18 protein-coding genes and 1 riboswitch are annotated in these 18,979 nt (G+C 40.4%); of the genes, 5 read left to right on the top strand and 13 right to left on the bottom strand.

Annotated elements, in window-relative coordinates; genetic code table 11:
- Nucleotides 1-11 precede the first annotated feature (11 nt).
- On the bottom strand, nucleotides 12-5,708 hold the full coding sequence (locus LC091_RS10750) for a pullulanase (RefSeq protein WP_226681998.1): 5,697 nt from the start codon (nucleotides 5,706-5,708) through the stop codon (nucleotides 12-14).
- A gap of 379 nt (nucleotides 5,709-6,087) precedes the next feature.
- Here LC091_RS10750 and LC091_RS10745 point away from each other — a divergent pair, with 379 nt between their 5' ends.
- Entirely contained in the window at nucleotides 6,088-7,215 is a 1,128-nt protein-coding gene (locus tag LC091_RS10745; RefSeq protein WP_226681997.1) for an SEC-C metal-binding domain-containing protein, read from the top strand.
- Between the two features lie 108 nt (nucleotides 7,216-7,323).
- A riboswitch (cyclic di-GMP riboswitch) is annotated at nucleotides 7,324-7,418 on the top strand.
- Between the two features lie 41 nt (nucleotides 7,419-7,459).
- Nucleotides 7,460-7,636, top strand: a complete 177-nt coding sequence (locus LC091_RS10740) for a hypothetical protein (RefSeq protein ID WP_226681996.1) — start codon at nucleotides 7,460-7,462, stop codon at nucleotides 7,634-7,636.
- 131 nt (nucleotides 7,637-7,767) lie between these two features.
- On the opposite strand, the gene LC091_RS10735 is transcribed toward LC091_RS10740, so the two are convergent.
- Nucleotides 7,768-8,193, bottom strand: coding sequence for a DUF4064 domain-containing protein (locus tag LC091_RS10735; protein ID WP_226681995.1), 426 nt, complete (start codon nucleotides 8,191-8,193; stop codon nucleotides 7,768-7,770).
- 578 nt (nucleotides 8,194-8,771) lie between these two features.
- Entirely contained in the window at nucleotides 8,772-9,158 is a 387-nt protein-coding gene (gene gloA2, locus LC091_RS10730; protein WP_226681994.1) for an SMU1112c/YaeR family gloxylase I-like metalloprotein, read from the bottom strand.
- Nucleotides 9,159-9,838: 680 nt separating this feature from the next.
- Between gloA2 and LC091_RS10725 the strand changes: the two genes are divergently transcribed.
- Complete coding sequence (locus tag LC091_RS10725; protein ID WP_226681993.1) at nucleotides 9,839-10,108, top strand: hypothetical protein; 270 nt, start codon at nucleotides 9,839-9,841, stop codon at nucleotides 10,106-10,108.
- A 14-nt stretch (nucleotides 10,109-10,122) separates the two neighbouring features.
- On the opposite strand, the gene LC091_RS10720 is transcribed toward LC091_RS10725, so the two are convergent.
- From LC091_RS10720 to LC091_RS10695, 6 genes are all read right to left on the bottom strand, one after another.
- Nucleotides 10,123-10,578 (bottom strand): hypothetical protein, encoded by a 456-nt coding sequence (locus LC091_RS10720; RefSeq protein ID WP_226681992.1) that lies wholly within the window; start codon nucleotides 10,576-10,578, stop codon nucleotides 10,123-10,125.
- Nucleotides 10,579-10,648: 70 nt separating this feature from the next.
- Nucleotides 10,649-11,026 carry a nuclear transport factor 2 family protein gene (locus LC091_RS10715; RefSeq protein WP_226681991.1) on the bottom strand — a complete coding sequence of 126 codons (378 nt, stop codon included), beginning with the start codon at nucleotides 11,024-11,026 and terminating at the stop codon, nucleotides 10,649-10,651.
- A 361-nt stretch (nucleotides 11,027-11,387) separates the two neighbouring features.
- Complete coding sequence (locus tag LC091_RS10710) at nucleotides 11,388-12,302, bottom strand: nuclease-related domain-containing protein (RefSeq protein WP_226681990.1); 915 nt, start codon at nucleotides 12,300-12,302, stop codon at nucleotides 11,388-11,390.
- A gap of 276 nt (nucleotides 12,303-12,578) precedes the next feature.
- Nucleotides 12,579-13,520, bottom strand: a complete 942-nt coding sequence (gene rarD, locus LC091_RS10705) for an EamA family transporter RarD (RefSeq protein WP_226681989.1) — start codon at nucleotides 13,518-13,520, stop codon at nucleotides 12,579-12,581.
- A gap of 102 nt (nucleotides 13,521-13,622) precedes the next feature.
- Nucleotides 13,623-13,763, bottom strand: coding sequence for a hypothetical protein (locus LC091_RS10700; protein ID WP_226681988.1), 141 nt, complete (start codon nucleotides 13,761-13,763; stop codon nucleotides 13,623-13,625).
- A 170-nt stretch (nucleotides 13,764-13,933) separates the two neighbouring features.
- A complete protein-coding gene (locus LC091_RS10695; RefSeq protein WP_226681987.1) occupies nucleotides 13,934-14,089 on the bottom strand; it encodes a hypothetical protein in 156 nt (51 codons plus the stop codon).
- Between the two features lie 191 nt (nucleotides 14,090-14,280).
- Here LC091_RS10695 and LC091_RS10690 point away from each other — a divergent pair, with 191 nt between their 5' ends.
- Nucleotides 14,281-14,991: a MerR family transcriptional regulator gene (locus LC091_RS10690; protein ID WP_226681986.1), complete on the top strand. Its 711-nt coding sequence runs from the start codon at nucleotides 14,281-14,283 to the stop codon at nucleotides 14,989-14,991.
- Between the two features lie 328 nt (nucleotides 14,992-15,319).
- On the opposite strand, the gene LC091_RS10685 is transcribed toward LC091_RS10690, so the two are convergent.
- From LC091_RS10685 to LC091_RS10670, 4 genes are all read right to left on the bottom strand, one after another.
- The gene (locus tag LC091_RS10685) at nucleotides 15,320-16,810 is read right to left on the bottom strand and encodes an anti-sigma factor family protein (RefSeq protein ID WP_226681985.1); all 1,491 of its coding nucleotides are present in this window, start codon (nucleotides 16,808-16,810) and stop codon (nucleotides 15,320-15,322) included.
- Complete coding sequence (locus LC091_RS10680) at nucleotides 16,797-17,198, bottom strand: RNA polymerase sigma factor (protein WP_226681984.1); 402 nt, start codon at nucleotides 17,196-17,198, stop codon at nucleotides 16,797-16,799. The genes LC091_RS10685 and LC091_RS10680 overlap by 14 nt, the downstream gene beginning before the upstream one ends.
- The gene (locus LC091_RS10675) at nucleotides 17,084-17,353 is read right to left on the bottom strand and encodes an RNA polymerase sigma factor (RefSeq protein WP_226681983.1); all 270 of its coding nucleotides are present in this window, start codon (nucleotides 17,351-17,353) and stop codon (nucleotides 17,084-17,086) included. The genes LC091_RS10680 and LC091_RS10675 overlap by 115 nt, the downstream gene beginning before the upstream one ends.
- 168 nt (nucleotides 17,354-17,521) lie before the next feature.
- Nucleotides 17,522-18,085: a thioredoxin family protein gene (locus tag LC091_RS10670; RefSeq protein ID WP_226681982.1), complete on the bottom strand. Its 564-nt coding sequence runs from the start codon at nucleotides 18,083-18,085 to the stop codon at nucleotides 17,522-17,524.
- A gap of 263 nt (nucleotides 18,086-18,348) precedes the next feature.
- On the opposite strand from LC091_RS10670, the gene LC091_RS10665 reads away from it, so the two are divergent.
- On the top strand, nucleotides 18,349-18,828 hold the full coding sequence (locus tag LC091_RS10665) for a hypothetical protein (protein WP_226681981.1): 480 nt from the start codon (nucleotides 18,349-18,351) through the stop codon (nucleotides 18,826-18,828).
- The last annotated feature ends 151 nt before the right edge of the window (nucleotides 18,829-18,979 follow it).

Below are 18,979 nucleotides of genomic sequence, written 5' to 3'. Positions count from 1 at the left end.
TCAGAACCTAACTACTTACTAAACCCCATTCTTCTTCTCCCCATATACAACACTCCGCCAACAACGACCATCACCACTCCAAGCATGATGTAATTGAATGTAGAAGTTGCTGTAACTGGCAGTTTGTTGCCCTTACCAGGATTCTCCCCACCTTTTCCTGGAGGTGTGTTACCATTGCCATTTCCTTTACCAGGTGGTGTCCCAGGATTATTACCATTTCCGTTACCTGGAGGTGTGTTACCATCTCCATCTCCATCGCCATCACCAGGGTCCGTTCCTTCCTGCTCGCCGACCCTCACGACAACCGTCGTCAATGGCTCAAGCGTGATGCCTTCTGCAGTCAGTTCAAAACCATTCTGCTCCGAAATCTCAACTACTCCAGCCTCATCCGCATCGACCACTACCACACCATCCGTCAAATCTTGCTCCAACGTTAGTGCTCTGCTAGAAGTATCCGCATTAATGAATGTGTAATACTCCACACCTGCAGTGGAAACGCTCTTGAAAGCAACAACTAAGTCTTGCTCCTTAATTTCAGGTGCATCAACCATCGTTACATTGGAGTCCACCAACTCACGATCGCCTAAACGGAATGCATCGGAAGAACGACGCAATTCGATTAAACCAGCTGTGTATCCACGTGTCACATTATTTACTGGATATTTCTCAGCATCTGTTGCCTTTTCCCAATCGATTCGGTTAATGATGTCCGAAGAATCATAGGAATCGTGGATGAAATATGGATAAACGAACGGGTTACCTTCAGAGTCTGTCATATAAGTAGACTTATATGGCGCCTCCGTTGCATCCGCTCTCCACTGCTTTGTACGGCCAAACTCCTGGCCAGCATGCAAGAACGCCGTTCCTTGAGATGTCAGTACCATCGCATTACCAATACGAATTCGTTTATGAATCTCTAAACTGTTTTCCGGATCTTCCGGGTCTTTTTTGATAGACTGCGCAATCACATCATGCAACGTTAAGTTGTCATGAGCGGCAATGTATTGAACTACATCACCTGGGTCATCCGCTTCAAAGTTATACGGCTGTCCTTTAATGTTATCGAAAATTTGCTGCACGTTACGCGCGCCGCCTGTGATGAATCGAGGCTGCCCTTCGCTTCCAAAACCAGATTTCAGCTCGTTGCGGAATTCATCAGAGAAACTTCCCACTGCTTCCGTGTCTTTCATCCATTGCTGGTCAGCAGCTTGAACCGGTTCGCCTTCGTCACCGGCAAATGTTACCCAGCCTTCGCCGATCATCACGATATTCGGGTTCAATTTTTTCGCTTCATCAAAAGCAAGTTGAATACTTTCTGCATCATGGTCGCCCATCATATCAAAGCGGAATCCGTCCACTTTGTACTCGTCCACCCAATGCTTGATGGAATCCACCAACACTCGACGGGACATTTCATGTGTCGTTCCAAGACGTCCGCCACCAAAACTTGTTCTAGGCGTTCCGTCCGCATCCATGAAGTGGTAGTAATTTGGTACAAGGTCCTCAAAAATGTGAACCTGTGCCGTATGGTTGAACACCACATCGAGTACCACACCCATGTCGCGTTTATGAATCTCTTTAATTAGATTCTTGAATTCTTTAATTCTCAGTTCCGGATCTTCCGGGTTCTCTGAATACATTCCGGATAAGGAGAAATAACCGTGCGGGTCATAACCCCAGTTATAGTTCGTATCAGTAGAAGCATAATCAAGCATACGTTCACCAGACTCCAACTCGTTACTAAAATAGTAACTCATGACCGGAAGCAGCTGAATGTGCGTCACACCAAGATCCTGAATATAATCTAATTTCTCTACAAAAGAAGCAAATGTACCGAACTGTGCTTTCAGGTCTTCCCCAATGTTCGGGTCAGACGTGAAGTCACGGACATGCACCTCGTAGATAATTGTGTCTTCGCGTTTTTCAAAGCCAGGAATGTCGGCATAATCAAGCTCAGGGCCGATAGAACTTACATCAACAATCGCCGCTTTCCCAACCTTTTCTCCTGCTTCATTGTTCCATGCTGCCATGGATTTTGCATAAGGATCCAGGGCAAGATTTGTTACATCACCATGTGTAATTTCATAGTGGTAATAGTAACCTTTCAAACTATCAAGTCCTGTATTATCCTTAGATAGTTTAACAGACCAGACACCACGGTCCCCTTTAACCATTTCAATCGTGTCAACAATCTCATTTTGGTCTTTCTTGTCATAAAGAACCACAGACACGTTGTCCGCTTTTGGCGACCACACATTTAACGTAGCCGTTCCATCTTCATGCAATTCTGCACCTAGCTTGCCGTCATATGCATACATTTCGTCAATCAGTTTCCAGCCTGATTTTGCGGAAACCGTCACATCACCATAGGTGACATCAAATGGAATCTTCTCTAAGTCAAACTCACCGTGAACATGAACTGTCTTTTCGTCTTCAATTGTTACATCTGTAAAGGACACATCATTTCCATCCACATCCACAATTTTCAACTGTTCTTTAAGTTCTGCTAAATCTAAGCCCTCTGTTTTTGTAAAAGTTAGGGTGATCAATTTATCAGACAAAACCTCTCCAGACACAAGCGCCAATGGCACCGTCCCATAAGGATTCGTGTAAACCTTATCTTCTCCTTCTTTTACAAAAAGTTGGTTATATTGTTGTAACATATCAAACGTCATGTCTCCCGTTTGTGCTCCTGATTGTTTGTTCACAAAAAGGAAGCCGATTTTGTTTGCATCTTCTTTTAACTTGATGTCATAGTAAGCACCGTATTTTCCGATACCTGCTGCATCTGCGGCTCCGTTCGGCCAGCCATCAGATGGTGACTCCACATCTTCCCAATTCCAAAGTCCCCAACCATCATAGTCGGCATTCGTTCTTTCATAATGAATGCGGACCGTGTTTTCAGGCAGGTCAGCCGGTTCATATAAAAATACTTCGTCAGAGCCTTGCTTAATCCATACTTCATTCAAGTCCGGACTAAAGAGTTCAACGCCCTTATCTCCGCCATCTTTATCACCATTTGTTGTGTTCAAGACAAGGAAACCGACATTTTGTGCGCCTGCTGCAAGCTCAACATCCACATATGCACCATAGTCTGTGATGTTTTCAGCTTCAAACGGTGTACCGCCTGATGGCCAGTTTTCAGAAGGTGCTGCCACGTCTCCCCATAGCCATAGGCCAAGGTTCTCGTAGCTGTTGTCTGTGCGTTGATAGTGAATACGAAGCGTGTTTTCGCCAATTTCACCTGGTTCTGTTGGCTCTTCTTCCACTGGTGGTGCTCCGCCAATCACTTCAAGCAAGACCGTGCCCCCATCTTCCATCGCTGGAATCGTGAGACTCACTTGTCCTTCCTCATCTGCTTGATACACCTGACCAGAATAATGGTCCGTTACCACAGCTTCAGAGGAGCCGAAGTTCAGGGTAACATCTTTTGCAGACGCTTTAGTATTTAATCCTACATAAACGGAATTTTCCCCGTACGTACGAGAGAACAATAGATACCCGTCACTGTCAGAACCCGCTACTTTCTTGCGGTCTCCTTTAGCAAACGTGTTCGGATTTTCATTACGGAATGCCAATACTTTTTGATAATGCTCTAAAATTTCATTGCCTTCTACATCATCCCAAGGCATGTTTTGGCGGTTGTCGTAATAAGGATAATTCGCTTCTCCTGGCAAGCCTAGCTCTTCACCGTAGTAAATGACAGGTTGTCCTTTTGCCGTTAGCTGCAAAGAAGCAGCCACTTGGTATTTACCAAGGTCGCCATTTACCTGCTCATAAAATCGTTTTTCATCGTGACTTCCCAAAAATTGCCCAAGTGTCGCACTGTTTGTCAGCTTGGTGTTACGCGCTTCCAATTTTGTTTGCACTGAATTTAGCTGCCCGTTAACAAAGTCACGTGCATAATTCTTAAACTCAAAGTCTAGCAACGAGTCCATCATCCCGCTGTTCAAGTAACCTAAGTCATTATTAACACTTGCTCCCCATGCTTCGCCAATTAACTTGTGCTCTGGCATGACTTTTGTCAAAGAATTCTTAAATGCCATCCAAGTAGTATTCTCCACATGCTTTACGGTGTCAACACGGAAATAGTCAATAGTATTTCCATTGGCCGTTTTGGACTTTTCAATCCAGTCCGTTTGCCATTTAACAATCTGGTCTCGCACTGCAGATTCTTCTGTCAAAAAGTCAGGCAGACCAGAAAGTTCTGAACGAACATCGCCAGATTCACTGACTTCACGAAGCATCCCGTCAAAACGATCACGATCCTCGTTCGTTGGGAAATTAGCCACACTGCTGCTGTCACCAGGTTTTAATCCATAACCTGTATGATTCAACACCACATCCACCATGATTTTCATTCCACGTTCATGCGCTTCATCAATCAGTTCGTGAAAATCCTCCATGGAACCAAAATGCGGATTTAATTTACCGAAATTGTCGGCCCAATAACCGTGATAGCCGTAATAAGGTGTTTCTCCATCTTCATTGTATCTAACGTCATACTTAATATTATCTACTACCGGATTAATCCAGATAGTGTTAATTCCCAATTCATCTAAGTAGTCCAGTTTTTGTGTAATTCCTTTGAAATCCCCACCTTGGTATGTACCAGACTTGCTTGTATCATAGCCAATATTATATGGATCATTATTAGTTGAATCTCCATCAAAGAACCGGTCTGTCAGCATAAAATAGACAACAGCCTCATCCCAATCAAAATCCGCCTCTTCACCAGTAAGCGTGCGTGCCTTCACTTCCAGCTGCACAGATCCCTCGTGACGGTTGCCGAATTCATCAATGGCCGTAATTGGCAAGGTTTTCACTCCAGCTGTGACATCCTGGTCAACTGCTACTGTAAGCTCACTCAGTTTAGGATCTATCGAAACCTTTTCTTTCCCACCAATTTCGGATAAATTGATGAAAAGTTCACGTGCTTTAGTATCCGTTTCCGTTCTCAAATCCAACGTTACGACTGCGTTTTGATTATAATCTACTGCAGTTGGTTTTATTGTTGCTGTCACATCAAGGTCCGCAATAAAGTACTCTACAACGGATTTCCCTTCCACTGTGTTATACGGATCTGTAACTTCCTTTGTTTCCCCATCTATGGTTACTAAATAAGTATATTCATGCTTGCCAACCGGAAGATCGCTCAATGTATATGTAAAGCGCTCATTTTCCAGGTCCGCATTCAATTCATATTTTTCACCTAATATGGAAAGTTCGACTTTTTCGACCTTGTCCATTTCACCTGTTGTATACAGGTCTTTATCACGGAAAAAGAAGTCTGCGCTTCCGTCTGCAACAACAGGTGCACTGCCGTCAGGAATCCGCTTAATCTCTTCTTGCCCACTTGTTACATGAACCTTTGTGATGTGGTCATTTTTATTTACTTGAATATAGCGATCCCCATCAAAATCTTTCGCAGCCCAATCCCCTTTGCGAACAATAAATCCCACATTTTCTGCTGTATCACTTACTTCAATGATGGCATATGCCTTTCCATCTTTGAATTCTGTAAAGTCGTGCTGCACGTTATCCTTTACACCAGTATTCCAGATCCACAGATTCCAACCATCATACTCCCCATCAGGCCTTTCATAGCTAAACACAATCCGTTTGTCACCTGTCTCGGCTATCGCTTTCGTCGGTAGATAGCCCGCAAACATGGAAACAACAAGTAGAACGGAAAGTAGTAAAGCCATACCCCTTTGAAACCTTCTCTTCATATCCCTGCCCCTTTCGTTATCTCGATCTCGACATCACTTACAATGATGACTGACTTGCTAATTTGTGGAAGCGTTTGCACTTTCGGGTAGGGTTCACCGAATTGCGGAACCGTTTGCGCAAAGTTGCATAAAAAGCAGCCTCCCAACTATAAACCTACAAATTAATGCAAACGCTACCAATATTCTACTTATAAGATACTATGAATTCTGAAAACTTTCAATGGGTTTTTTGAATGGGTTTTGGGAACATGCACGGTGAACCAGCTGGATTACTCACCGTGCCTGTCCCTTCTAGATTCTTTCAATAAAGGTTATACTAGTTGATAAAGAAAATTAGCCACTGGAGGTGGACAAATTGAATAATACATTGGATGAGGTAACTAGTAATCTTGCTATTCCATTCACCTTAAAGGATGCCTTATCTCTAAAAACAAAGGATGAACTACATACCTTACGCAGGAATTACGGGATTAAGAATGCAAGCAGCTTAAACAAAGGGCTGCTGGTAGATTTGTTGTCGGAGGAGATACCGAAGCGTTTGGAAAATCTATTTTTAACTTGGGATGAACACCGAATGAATATTTTGAAAGACCTTGTCTTCAAAAATGAGCATGTATCTACTGAAAGTTTAGAATCACAGCAAATATACTTTTTCCAAGCTACAGGATTTTTTTTTCATGTATCGGACGAAGGAAGGAATAAACTTGTCCTCCCTTCAGATCCTGAATTGACCAAGAGATTAAAAGAAGTTTTAAATAATACAAGATGGTCTCCAATAGTTAAGCAAAATACAGAGTGGATTAAGGTTGTGAATGGACTTCTTTTTTATTATGGTACGTTAAGCGCTGATCAATTTTTCGAGCTGATTGAAAATGGGTTAGTAGATATGAAGGAATTTCGTCGCTTCCTAGACACCATTTTCGAGGCAAAAACTTATTACGAATATATTGTCCGCGATGAGAACGGTTTTTCCCATTATGAAGTAATGGATCCTGAAATGATTATAGAGCAACAAAATCTGAGACCGCACATTAATTTCTACCCTTTTACAAAGAAACAATTAATTCGTGCTGGTGATGAAGACTATGTGGAACGAACGGCAAGTTTCAAGAAGGTTTCAGCCCTTTTAGTGAAAGAGTGTTCCCTTTCAAAAAAAGAAGCAGACCTCCTGACGGAAGAGTGCCAATCCTTGTTTAAACAAGGATACACGCCAAATGAAGTGTTAAAAGCATGGACAGAAGAAATAGTGTTTGAAACCATGGACTCCGCCAAGAAAGTCATAGATGAATTAATGCCTTTTTATAACAACACCAAACAGTGGTTTCTGAAAGGATATGCTCCAAGTGAGATTAGGACAGACAAGCCTGCAGCAGAACCGTCTAGAAACAATGTCATAGATTTTGAATCAAGAAAGAAAGTGGGAAGGAATGACCCTTGTCCTTGTGGAAGTGGAAAGAAGTTTAAGAAGTGTTGTGGGGATTAGTGGGTTTTCGGGACAGGTCCTCTACGACAAAAAGCGACAAAACACATCTAAAGTCCTATGTCATTTCACCGCCTAAAAGACTACAATTAAGATGTATTTTTCATAAATCATGGAAAAAGGCAAAACTAGTGAAAGCTAGTGACGCAAAACTATAGGGACTTAAGTTTGCTTTTTCACGGCAAACCAGTTAGCCAGTTACCCGCACCAACCTCCGTTGATTTATGAGTGAAAAGGAGGTCCTGCTATGAAGACGGTAAGAAACTTACAGTACTTCTGGCACAATATGAGATCCCACTATTACACAGTCATTGCTGAAGATTGTCTGGATAAGAACATGAAACAGCAACTAGTGGAAAAAGCGGATTCCCATAGGCTAGAAGCAATTCAATGCAGAACAAAAATTCAAGATCTTACTTATTAAAATCTTGATAGACAGCTAAGATAAACAGACATAAAAAAAGGCCTCTTTTTATGGGGCCTTTTTGTTGTGAAAGTTATGAAGGGACAGGCACCATGACCCAAATGGGTCGCGGTGCCTGTCCCTTCTGCTCTTTAAATATGTTGTTCTGTTAATTTTGGCTTTCTTGCAAATGCCATGATTCCCGCAATCAAGTAAAGAACTGCTGGAATGATTCCAAATCCAATGGTTCCAATTCCAATTACAAGCGCTGCTAGAATTAACATGATACCTGCGAGTACTGGTTTTTTGTTTCCTTTAATGGCAATGATACCGATTACTCCAAGAATTAGAGAAATAAGACCGACCGCTATCATTGTTGGACCTGCCGCTGCCAATATATCCATGAATGCCGTCATATCCATATCTCCCATCGCTGGGTCGGCAGCCATTTCTTCTTCCATAACCTCTGTAAATTCAGGATCGGACATGCCTAAATTCATTAATACCCCGAAAAGTGCTGTCAAACCACTAATAATCACTGCAATGACTGTCATTACTATCTCTGCTGTACGTTTCATTCTCATTTCCTCCTCATAATATGTAACTGTTGTTAATTTTTCCTTATAAGGGTTATACGTATACTAACACCATAAGGTTTCAAACTTCACCAACTAATTTTACCACGACAAAATAAAGGATAAAATAGTAAAATATTATATTATTTTTCCATAACATGCATTTCAGAATCGAGCCCACATGCAAATTTTCGCTAAAAACCCCCTCAAAACGCGCATTCTCATGCGGAAAATGTAGGAATTTTTGTTGTTTATATCAAGTAAATAAAAGGTATTTTTAAAGTATAAAAACTTAAAAAAACGAAAGCGGGGAATAGTCAATGAAAATTAAAGTAAAGAGCTGGAGAATGTTAACTGACCAAGATAAATTGTTCATCCTTAAAGCGGTAAGTCGCCAATCACAAGCGAAAGTTAGCGCATAAGAAAAAGAGAACAGGTCTCTTCCCATTCCCTCATAATAAACATCTGAAAAAATCAACTTTTACTTCTACAAGCAAAGCCTGCAAATTTAGTGCAAGACCTGTTCATTAATTTAAATGCCAGTAACCCTTTGCTGGCATCATTATTTTTGAGACCCTTGCTTAACTTTCATATAGTTCAATTGGCAGCCCGTCTGGGTCAGAAAAGAAAGTGAATCTTTTGTTCGTGTGCTCATCCGTTCTTATTGGTTCGACTTGTACTCCATTCCCTTCTAATTCTTTCACTGCCGCAGATATATCAGGAGTTTGAAAAGCTAAGTGGCGAAGTCCCTGTGCTTCGGGGTAACTTGGTCTTGCTGGAGCCTCTGGAAAAGAAAACAACTCCAATTTCGTGCCATCTGGGAGAGCAAGATCTAGTTTATAAGAATCCCGTTCCTCACGATACACCTCACGGATAATGGGAAAGCCCATCAGATTCACATAAAAATCTTTGGAAGTTTCATAGTCAGAGCAGATAATAGCAATATGATGTATGCCGGAAAGTTTCATTTAAACAATTCTCCCTCTTTTTATTCATCTTACATAAAAAAAAGAATAGATACAAAGAAAAGGACAGTATTACCTGTCTCTGTACTAGTTAAAATTCCGCTGGCACAAATGTGGAGTTATTGGCATTATGGTCAAACTGCTCTTCCTTATTGAAATGGGCACTTTAACACTAACAATGACCCTTCCTGCCGATGTTAATACTGATTCCGAAAATGTTCAGGTTAAAATTGTTTCCGCACTTATTACAATGATGCTTCTCTTTGTTCTTTTTCGCTTTGCATTCAGTATTGTAATCATGTTTCGAGCTAAGGTAGTAATAGCATGTCATATGATGTCGGACCTCCTTTGAAAGGCAGGTATTGACGGACGACCGATACTCTACCTTTTCTATTATTCTATGTAATTTGTTACAGGATGCATGGACTAATGCCGTTAAGATAGGGTGGAATTTGCTAGATTTGATTGTCTGTTTTACATTTTTGAATTTGGGTTGTTAGTTGGTGACGGTGGTATATGTAATAGCATGCAATACCATAACTCACCTCCTTAAAACTACATTTTCTCTATTATTCTATGACTAACAATTGAATAGATGTAAGGTGAAGAAACGTACATTTTACTCATAATTTTGTTTGCTACACCATATATGTAGTCGTGAACTTTTTTACATGGAGGCTCTTATGTGGGTAATAATACTTGGAATATTATATTTGTATTTTGTTTTTCAGGGCAATTTGTGGGGGATTATCGTGGTCATCCTGGCTACCGCAGTAATACTTCCTGGTTTTCATAGGAGAACCCCTACTTGCGCAGACACGCTCAAGGAAGATCATCTTCTTGAAATATATAAACAAGGGGACATCTACGGTCATTACTCCGATCCCCTTGCCCTGCTTGAACAAAAAATGGAACGTGAAAAATTGGAGAAAGAGGGAAGGAAAAGAATTTAGAAGGAGAAGCTTCTTCAAATTCCTAACATTACTACGATTTTCCCCTCTACTACCTCGTAGCTTTTTATTTTACCAACAGGAATCTTACGGACAATGTCCCAGCTATTAAAATCAATTCTGATATGACCGCTTTTATAGCTTAGATGTGGTGGTTTGTCGAAGATACGTTTATTGAGAATACTAAGGTTCAATGGTTTAAGTTTCGCAATCTTAAAGATTAGCTCTCTTCCTTCCATTTGTATTGGCTGCAACGTGATGGAAAAGGAGACATCTTTTTTCGCCAACTTGAGGTCTGCTTCGGCTTTCCCGGAGACGATAATTTCACCTTGTTTAATTTCGACCACAACTTCCTGCAGTTTATCGTTTCTTTGAAGGAGCTCTTGCAGCATAAAGACTGTAATCGGGACTGGTATACCCTTGCTGTCTTTGAGCTGGTTGATCCCACTCTTTAACTTCTCGTAAAAATCCATTGAGAGATCGCCTGCTTTCTTGGTATTTTACCATTAACTAACAATGTACTTTATTCGTCAACCCAGAGTATCAGAACATTCCATGATCATTCGGCGATTCTTTCGGAATTGCCTGCCCGACATCCCACAGTTCCACTATCCTCTCTCCCTCAAAACGGAAAATGTGTATGACTGCCACTCCGAGGTCCTCAGGATTCTGTTTAATATGTGAGTGAACCGCAACAGTATTTTCATCTGCAATTGCATGCTTTACTTCAAGGGTTTTGTGGGGACTTTGAACCGCGTTTTCTTCCATTGCCAGCATAAGAGATTCAGCATCTCCGCGAAAATATGGATTGTGGTGCCGGAAGTCAGGAGCAATTTGGCGTTCGAATGCTTCACGTATTTTTCCGGAAGCCACCATTTGGAGAAATGAGATGGCAGATTGTTTATTTTGATTTTGGTTCATAATAGAAGCCCCTTTTAATTTATTTTTGTATTCATATAGTTCGCTTTCACTTGCTATTAAACCTTCATATATGGGATGTTTATTAGATTTACCCTCCAAAAATGGCATCACACATACTATGATGACACTTTTACACGCATTTCCACCTTGAGAGTGTCTTCATCCATGATATAATGACACTCCCATACGCATTTCCACCTTGAGAGTGTCTTCATCCATGATATAATGACACTCCCATACACATTTCCATCTTGAGAGTGTCTTCATTCATACTATGATGACACTCTCACACCTATTTCCACCTTGGGATTGTCTTCATCCATAGTAGATTTATTTCAACTAGTCCAACAACGAATGCAAATTAATACTCATAGTGACTCCACTGGCGCACTCCTTTGCAATCCATGTGTTTTTTTAACGCCCTCCCAATAGTCCTCTTAGGTATTTCTCCTTGAAACCATTCAAATATTGTTTTTGTAGTTATCTTCATTTCGGGATACAGCATAGAAAGTTCCTTTACATTCCTCATAATGGTGGTTTCTGATAACTCCATCCTCCCACATTCCTTACACATACACTTAGTACCCCTAATGTTAATTTGAAAAAAGCCACATTTCTCACAAGTATTTCCTTTTCGCAAATCTTCATATTTGTAAGAAGGCGGAAGAAAAAAAGGTGGATCGTGCAAATGCAGAGATAATAATCGTTCGGCTAATTCTTTATGGCTAGTCTTTAATTTACGGGAAGTTGAGTTGAATTTATCAAACAACCGATTAATCTGACTGTGGAAAAGGAAAGGCTTATTGATGGGTGTTTGATATAAGGTAAATTCAGGGTTGATGAAGACAATTAAGGCTTGAATAGGCAAGTTGCATCCGAGGCTTTGGAGTAGCTGCCGAAGTAATGATTCACTTCTAGTAAGTTGGATTAGTGGGTTAGTAATCTCTGACTGTGGAGGAATTTTTGTATACAGACGGTCTGAATCATAAAAACAGTCCCCTTCAAAGTTCTTGACTTCAAATAGATGAATAGTGTCAGGAGCAATGATTAACGTGTCAATTTGGAAAATGCTTTTGTTTTGTTGTAGGAGCAGGTCATTGAGGATGAAACATTCGGAGTGGATGGATGAGGTCAAATTATCAAATTGCACTTCCCCTTCAAATCCTTTACGAAGAGTAAAAAGGTGCTTCCTCTCTATTTCCGATAGTTTGATACGTGTGTTTAAATACTGATAAACTTCTAGTTCATGTGGGATTGTTCGAGTTTTATATAACATAGCACACTCCTTTCTGTATAAATATAACAGATCGCTTGGAGACAGTCAGGTTTATTTAGTATTTATTAAAAACTTTTATGTGCTTAGTTAGAATTTGGGGAATTAAAATGCCATGAAGACATTCTCGAGTAAGATTTCTCCTTGAAAGTGTCTTCATCAACATTATGAAGACACTTTGAGGTCTTTTTTTCTTTAGAGATTGTCTTCATAACATCAATGAAGACAATCTCTAATAAATTTTTCTCCTGAAAGTGTCTTCATCCCCCAAACAAACCATCAAATTCCCTTACTAACCACTACCGCCCGCTTCAACTTCCAACCCCTCATCAACGTATACGTATAAACCCCAAGTGCCAACCATATACAAACAAATGCCACCAAATGCGCACTTGTAAATGGCTCATGGAACAAATAAACGCCCATAATGAGCTTAATAGTTGGAGCAAAATACTGCAGCAAACCTACCATTGATAACGGAATCCTTTTTGCGCCGCTCGCGAAAAGCAATAATGGGACTGCCGTAACCACACCGGCTAACAACAGAAGTAATGTTACCCCAAAGTCGCTACCAAAGGCTCCACCAGAACCGGAACCCCCAGCGTGCACATACCCCAAAAACAACAATGCAAATGGCGTGATCAGCAAAGTTTCAATAGCCAAACCAACCAGCGCACCTACCTGCACCATCTTTTTAATCAATCCGTAAAAGGCAAAACTTAGAGCAAGCATGATCGCGACCCATGGAAAGGTCCCGAAACTGAAAGTCAGCACGAGCACACCGGCCCCTGCTAGAATAATAGACAGCGTCTGAAGAACAGACAATTTTTCTTTTAACACAATAACGGCAAGTAGAATGCTCACCAGCGGATTAATATAGTATCCGAGGCTCGCTTCTATAATCCGGTCCGCGTTTACCGCCCAAATATATAGTCCCCAGTTGATGCTGATAAATATTGAGGCAAGGCTGATTCCGATAAGACGTTTCTGATTCCTAACAAGGGCTTTAAGCTCCAAAGTAAAAGAGGGAATCTTCCTTAGACATGCTAAAATGACCAGCATAAATACGAGCGACCAGACAATTCGGTGTGCCAGAATCTCTCCTGACGGTACATCGTCCACCAGTTTCCAAAATAAAGGGAGAATTCCCCATAAAATATATGATAAACCCGCAGAGACAATCCCTACGGCAAGTTCTTTGTTTCCTGCTGATTGGTTCATGGCAGTTCCTCAATTTCTGATTGTTTTTAATCAGTGTAGGACGATTTGAGGCCAATTGCAATGAAAATATTTCGGAAGACGAAATTAATCTTCCGAAATGGGTCAGCGTGTCTCTCCCCTCAACTCTTCCCTCATCCCCACAGAAACAACCACACCAACAACCACAGCGACTAAAAGCACCACATACAACACCATACTCCCCACAAACATACTCACAACCGCAGATGTAGCGGACGGTGGCATAAATTCCTGATGCAGTTCCCGATTTCTCTTTTGGGACAAGTTCCAAGTTGGTCTCCCGCATGAAGCTATTTCCACCGAACCAAGCACTCTATTGTAAATTATGAAAGATTAGATGAGAATCCATAAAATTCATACGATCACAATTATGGTTGAGAATTGGATTACATTACCTATCTCTCCTTCCCCAATATGTTGTTTTTTATTTCCTCAATCTCATTGTCATACTGGCTCATTTTGTTATCAAACTCTTTATCTTTCTTTTGTATGGAATCGGCCAGGGTGCTTTTGGGGAGTTTTTCAGGGTTTGTTTTTTGGTCCTCAGACATACTAATCCCTCCATCTATTTTCTTTTAATATGCATTTGTAATTTTATTACAATAAATACCAGGATAGAAGTGTTAAGAAATTTTTAAGAATAAAAATAAGAATCGGCGGATTAGAAATTCTTCATATCTATAGGCGCTATACCCTTGCCAAAAAACCATAAAACCTTCATATTAAAGATAGGAGGTGCGATATGCGAAACGATATTCAACCAAATGAACGGGCATATTCGACCAAGGAAGTAGCGGAAGAAGTGGGGATTGCCACCCCTACTGTACGGAAGTATGGACAGATATTAGAGCGGAATGGGTACGAGTTTTTAAAGGATGGGGACAGACGTATTTTTGTTGAATCGGATGTTAAAGCGCTTGTAGCGCTGCGCGATACGGACAAGCCACTCGACAGCACGGCACGCGATATAGTAGAGCAACAAAAAGAGCGCTTGGAGAACACGGCTCAAACAGACATAGCGCTACCCGATACGAGCGAAACATTACCAACTGATCCTAATCAGATCAAAGAAGCCTTTAAATACTTAGTGAATGAACTTGCTGCAGCACGTGAAATGAATTTACAGCTTAAAAACGATATGGCTCATATTAAAACGACGGTAGGGCAGCTTCAACAGGATCATCATTTCATTAGTTCGAGCATCGGAAATTCGGCTCAAAAAACGAATAACAAGATTGAGAAATTAACAGAACAACAAAGAGAACACTATGAAACTCTTTTAGAACAAGAAAGAGAAAGAACAGAGCTCTTACAAGAAGAAATACAAAAGATGCGCGATGAACAGAAAAGAGAATGGGTATCTCAGAATGATTTTAATAAACGCTTAGAAGAAGAGATGCAAAAGCGAGATGGCGGGAATTGGGCTTGGCTGTTATCTCTTTTTAAGAAATAGTCACACAAAGGGAACTTTTGATACCTTTTATGCAGCGTATCGGTAGGCGATATGCCTGGAGTAGAAGTTATAAATACCTTTTACGTATTGCATAAATCTACATATTGGTGCACGATACGATGTGAAATTCGATAAACAAACCGCCTATGATACAGTAAATGCTATCATAGGCGGTTTTTGGGACTTTTAAGGATTTTCATGTCATATCTTAACCTTTCCTACTATTACCATTCTACAATTTCCCGAGAAATATCTTTTATTTTCCCTATTTTCAACACAGTTAATCGACATTATTTCCTTAGCAACGCTCTTATTCAGGACATTCATATCACCATAAAATAATTTCCTTCTCATCCTCAAACCATTTTGTAACGTTTGTGATATCTAGTTGGTAGTTAGTTATACTTTTTGGCATGTTTGTCTGAATAATAAAGGTACCTTCATTGGAAACCGTTGTATTTATCACTTCTTTAGTGACCCAACCCTTATCGCTGCTAATTTCCACAATAAAGCTTTCAAGGTTATTAATTGTTGTTTTACCTATTATGGAGACTAACTTGGAATTAGTTGTGTTCTCTTCAACTGTAACGGATTCAATAGTCCATTCATTCTTATCTGATTGTTCCATACCGTCACTCAATTTAAACTGAGTATTTTCTGGTTCTTCTAATCGGAAACCTTTTAACCTTAAAGTCAATGCGTCACTTCGAGACAAATTTTCGGTAACATCCATACCGTTTACTCGATTTGCAAAATAATATTCAAAAGTAAAAGATTCTCCCATATGAGATCCTAGGTTAAAACCATCAACTAATAACTCCTCACCAGCGCTATTCACGATACTAAGCTCAGGAATAATTATTGGTGTTAACTCTTCATCATTTCGTGCTTCCATAATTTTTTTAAGCTGATCCTTTTTATCCTGTGTATATTGCGCATAGAATTGTAGTCTGTGTGCATTGGTGGAAAGTTCCCATTCTATTTGACCTGCATTAAAATCATCATACATAAAATCAATATTATTTGAGTTACTTTTAGTAAGGAGCTTTGCCTCTGTAACATCAATTGGAATTGATAGTTCCCACTCTCCTTCTTGCATGAATAAATCATCAAATTTTATCTGAGCTTGAAATGTGTCCGGAAGCGGACTTTCATCCAATTTAGCAGGCTTAATAACAACTGAGTTTTGTAGCCAACCATTGCTACCTAAAGCCACTTCCCCTTGAGGCAACTCCTGCCCATTTATGTCCACTATCTTCCCGCTCGGCGGTAACCTCTTATAGTCATTTCCTACCTGACTCAAATGATTTACATTATGCTTCCTTAAAAAATCGTCTAACACCGATTCTTCAGGTTTTAGTCTATAGAATATTTCTATCTTCAAAGGGCTTGCATTTACATCAGTTACTTCCAACAGAACTCCTTCATCTTCTATTGAATACAGCGCATCCTTTTCTTCTTGTACTACAGGAGTCTTCGAATTACCTGTATCGCTTTGCTGGATGTCGCTTAGAAAAGAAGCACCTAAACCAAATGCTAGTACTATACTTGCTGCAGTAAGCAACTGATTGGGCCAGTTCCATCTTTTCTTTTTTGCCTGATACGGTTCAAGCTTGCTTAACACTTCGTTGTCAAATTCAGAGGGCAACACCGGCGACTGGATCGCTTCTTGGAGGAAGGCATCTTCTTTTTCCAGTGCGACCACCACTTCGCGACAGGATGGGCAAAACTCCATGTGTTTTTCTACATGCTTGATTTCCTCCTGAGACAGCACTCCATCCACATATGCAGCCAGTTGCTCAAATTCAAAACATTTCATGAAAATAGCCCCCTTTCTCCTGTTGCACCTTTTTCCTCAATTGATTTTTTGCACGATGAATTTTGTTGGCAACCGTATGTACGGGAATGTCCAATATATTGCCTATTTCTTCATAACTCAGATCGTTTGTGTATTTTAGAAGTACAATGATGCGCTCCTCTTTCTTCAGAGTAGCTAGAAGATTTTCCAGTTGTCGATATTTTTCCTTTTGAAGATAAATCACTTCTGGAGTTAAGGTTCCACCCCCCGTTGCATCCGAAAATTCTGTGGTATCTATTTGCTTTTTTCGGAAAATATCCATGCAGTGATGGACAGAAACTCTGTACAGCCAGCTGGCAAAACTTCCTTTCCGGTCATATTTATCAAGCTGTCGATTTTGATGAAACACTCTTGCACAAGGTCCTTTGCGTCCTCTGGGTTCTTCACCATTCGGAGCACCATGGCATAAATCCTATTCTTATAACGATTTATAATAAACGCAAACGCCTGCTTATTCCCCGCAAGCACTTGCTCCACAAAATAAACATCATCCTGCTGTTGCAAACTCTCATCCCCCTTACCTAATAAGTATAACGTAATGGAAGAGCGGAAAATTTCAGGAGAAGGAAAGAAATTTTAGGTACTGGGGACAGGCACCGCGACCCACGATAGAGTTGTCCACAAAAAAATAGCCCGCGGTTATCTTCTGTAACCACGGGCTGATTAAATCTACTATTTCTTTTCCAAAATGTTCAATAAAGTATTTTTAAAACTATCATACACGTAAGTCCACAGGATTTCCTCGCTTACATATCTCTCTCTTAGAGTTGCAATGACTTCTTTTTGCTTGTCTGCAAAAGTAGGATCTTCCTTAGGTGGCAGCGCCCCGCGTAGTTCATCCACTATCTGTTGTACTTCTAGTGCACGAGGTCCCCATTTTCCTAACAGCTCCCCATGTTCGTCAAGAATTAGAATCATCGGGATTGCTCGTCCTCCTTTTGTAAGGTGGCGGTCAATCAGACTCGTATCCTCATCCCTTAAAGCAACACGAAATTCAATGTCTGCAGCTTCAGCCAGCTTGCGAATCACAGGATTGATCATCATGGCATCCCCGCACCAGTCTTCTGTAATGGTTAGGAAGTGCAACGAGTGCTGTTGCAGCTTTTCTGCTAATCCATCTTCAGGCAATCGGAATTTTTCGTAGACCGTAAAGCTTTCTTCTTTTAACATTTTCATTTCATCCATGTATGTTTGTATGGATTTTCCTTCTTGAAAAAATTGTTCTTCGGTTTTCATAGTTAAATCCTCCTTAGGACAAAGTAATCTTCTTATATATCATAATTAAGTAAGTAAATTTCCCTCATTAATATTTTACTGTAATTTATGTCATTCTTCTAATTTTCTAGCTCCTAAAAGGCAATATAGCCCCTGGCTTGGCAACCACTAACTGACCATAAGCTTCGACTCCCTTATAAAATGGGGCGGCGTACTTGGCTCCTTAACTCACCATCTGTCATAGAATATAATGCTAGATTATTTTTTGATAGGATGAGATAGATTTGATTCGAAAATATAGTTTTAAGAGTGATTCTATAGTTTTGCCGGAACCTTCGGCAATGGTTAGTAGCGCTAGTAGTGGGCGTAAGATATGCCCTGCAAAGAATTTTGTAGAGACGCACAAGTTTCAAGGGGTCGGAGAGAATGAGACAGGTAATATTCCGCTTACTTTTATAATTAATGCGGGTGTTGAGTTTGTTTTATTTAAGGATTTTACTGAAAATCATAATAAGACTTACTTTCAGATTGGGAGTCCTACGTTAGGCCCGGAATTCCTTGATAATAACTTGCTTGTGAGGGTAACGACCGATTCTTCAGATGCACCTTTAGAATACAACATCCCACTATCACAAACGCGAGCATTCCAAGTGGAGAACTTTAGCTTTCTCGCTATCCGATTCAATGACGAGGTAGGTTTACGACAGGCAGCCGTTGAGGTGTTTATTCAGAAGACGTTTTGCGTGATGGGTCCGGTGGAGTGATCCTTGCGCTTTTTTAGTTTAATTTATGCAAGGTCTAGAAAAGAGAAGCTTTTGTTAGAATGGATATCCAAAACAAGCTACTTCCTTTATAGTTAAAGAGTATAGGTCTTGCATATATAAACCAAAGAAAGAAGGATAGATATGATAAGAG

It is taken from the genome of Sutcliffiella horikoshii (assembly GCF_020524325.1).
In the GTDB taxonomy this organism is placed as follows: Bacteria; Bacillota; Bacilli; order Bacillales; family Bacillaceae_I; genus Sutcliffiella_A; species Sutcliffiella_A horikoshii_D.
The sequence above is the reverse complement of the archived record's forward strand: the minus strand, read 5'-3'. Positions and strand labels throughout refer to the sequence as shown.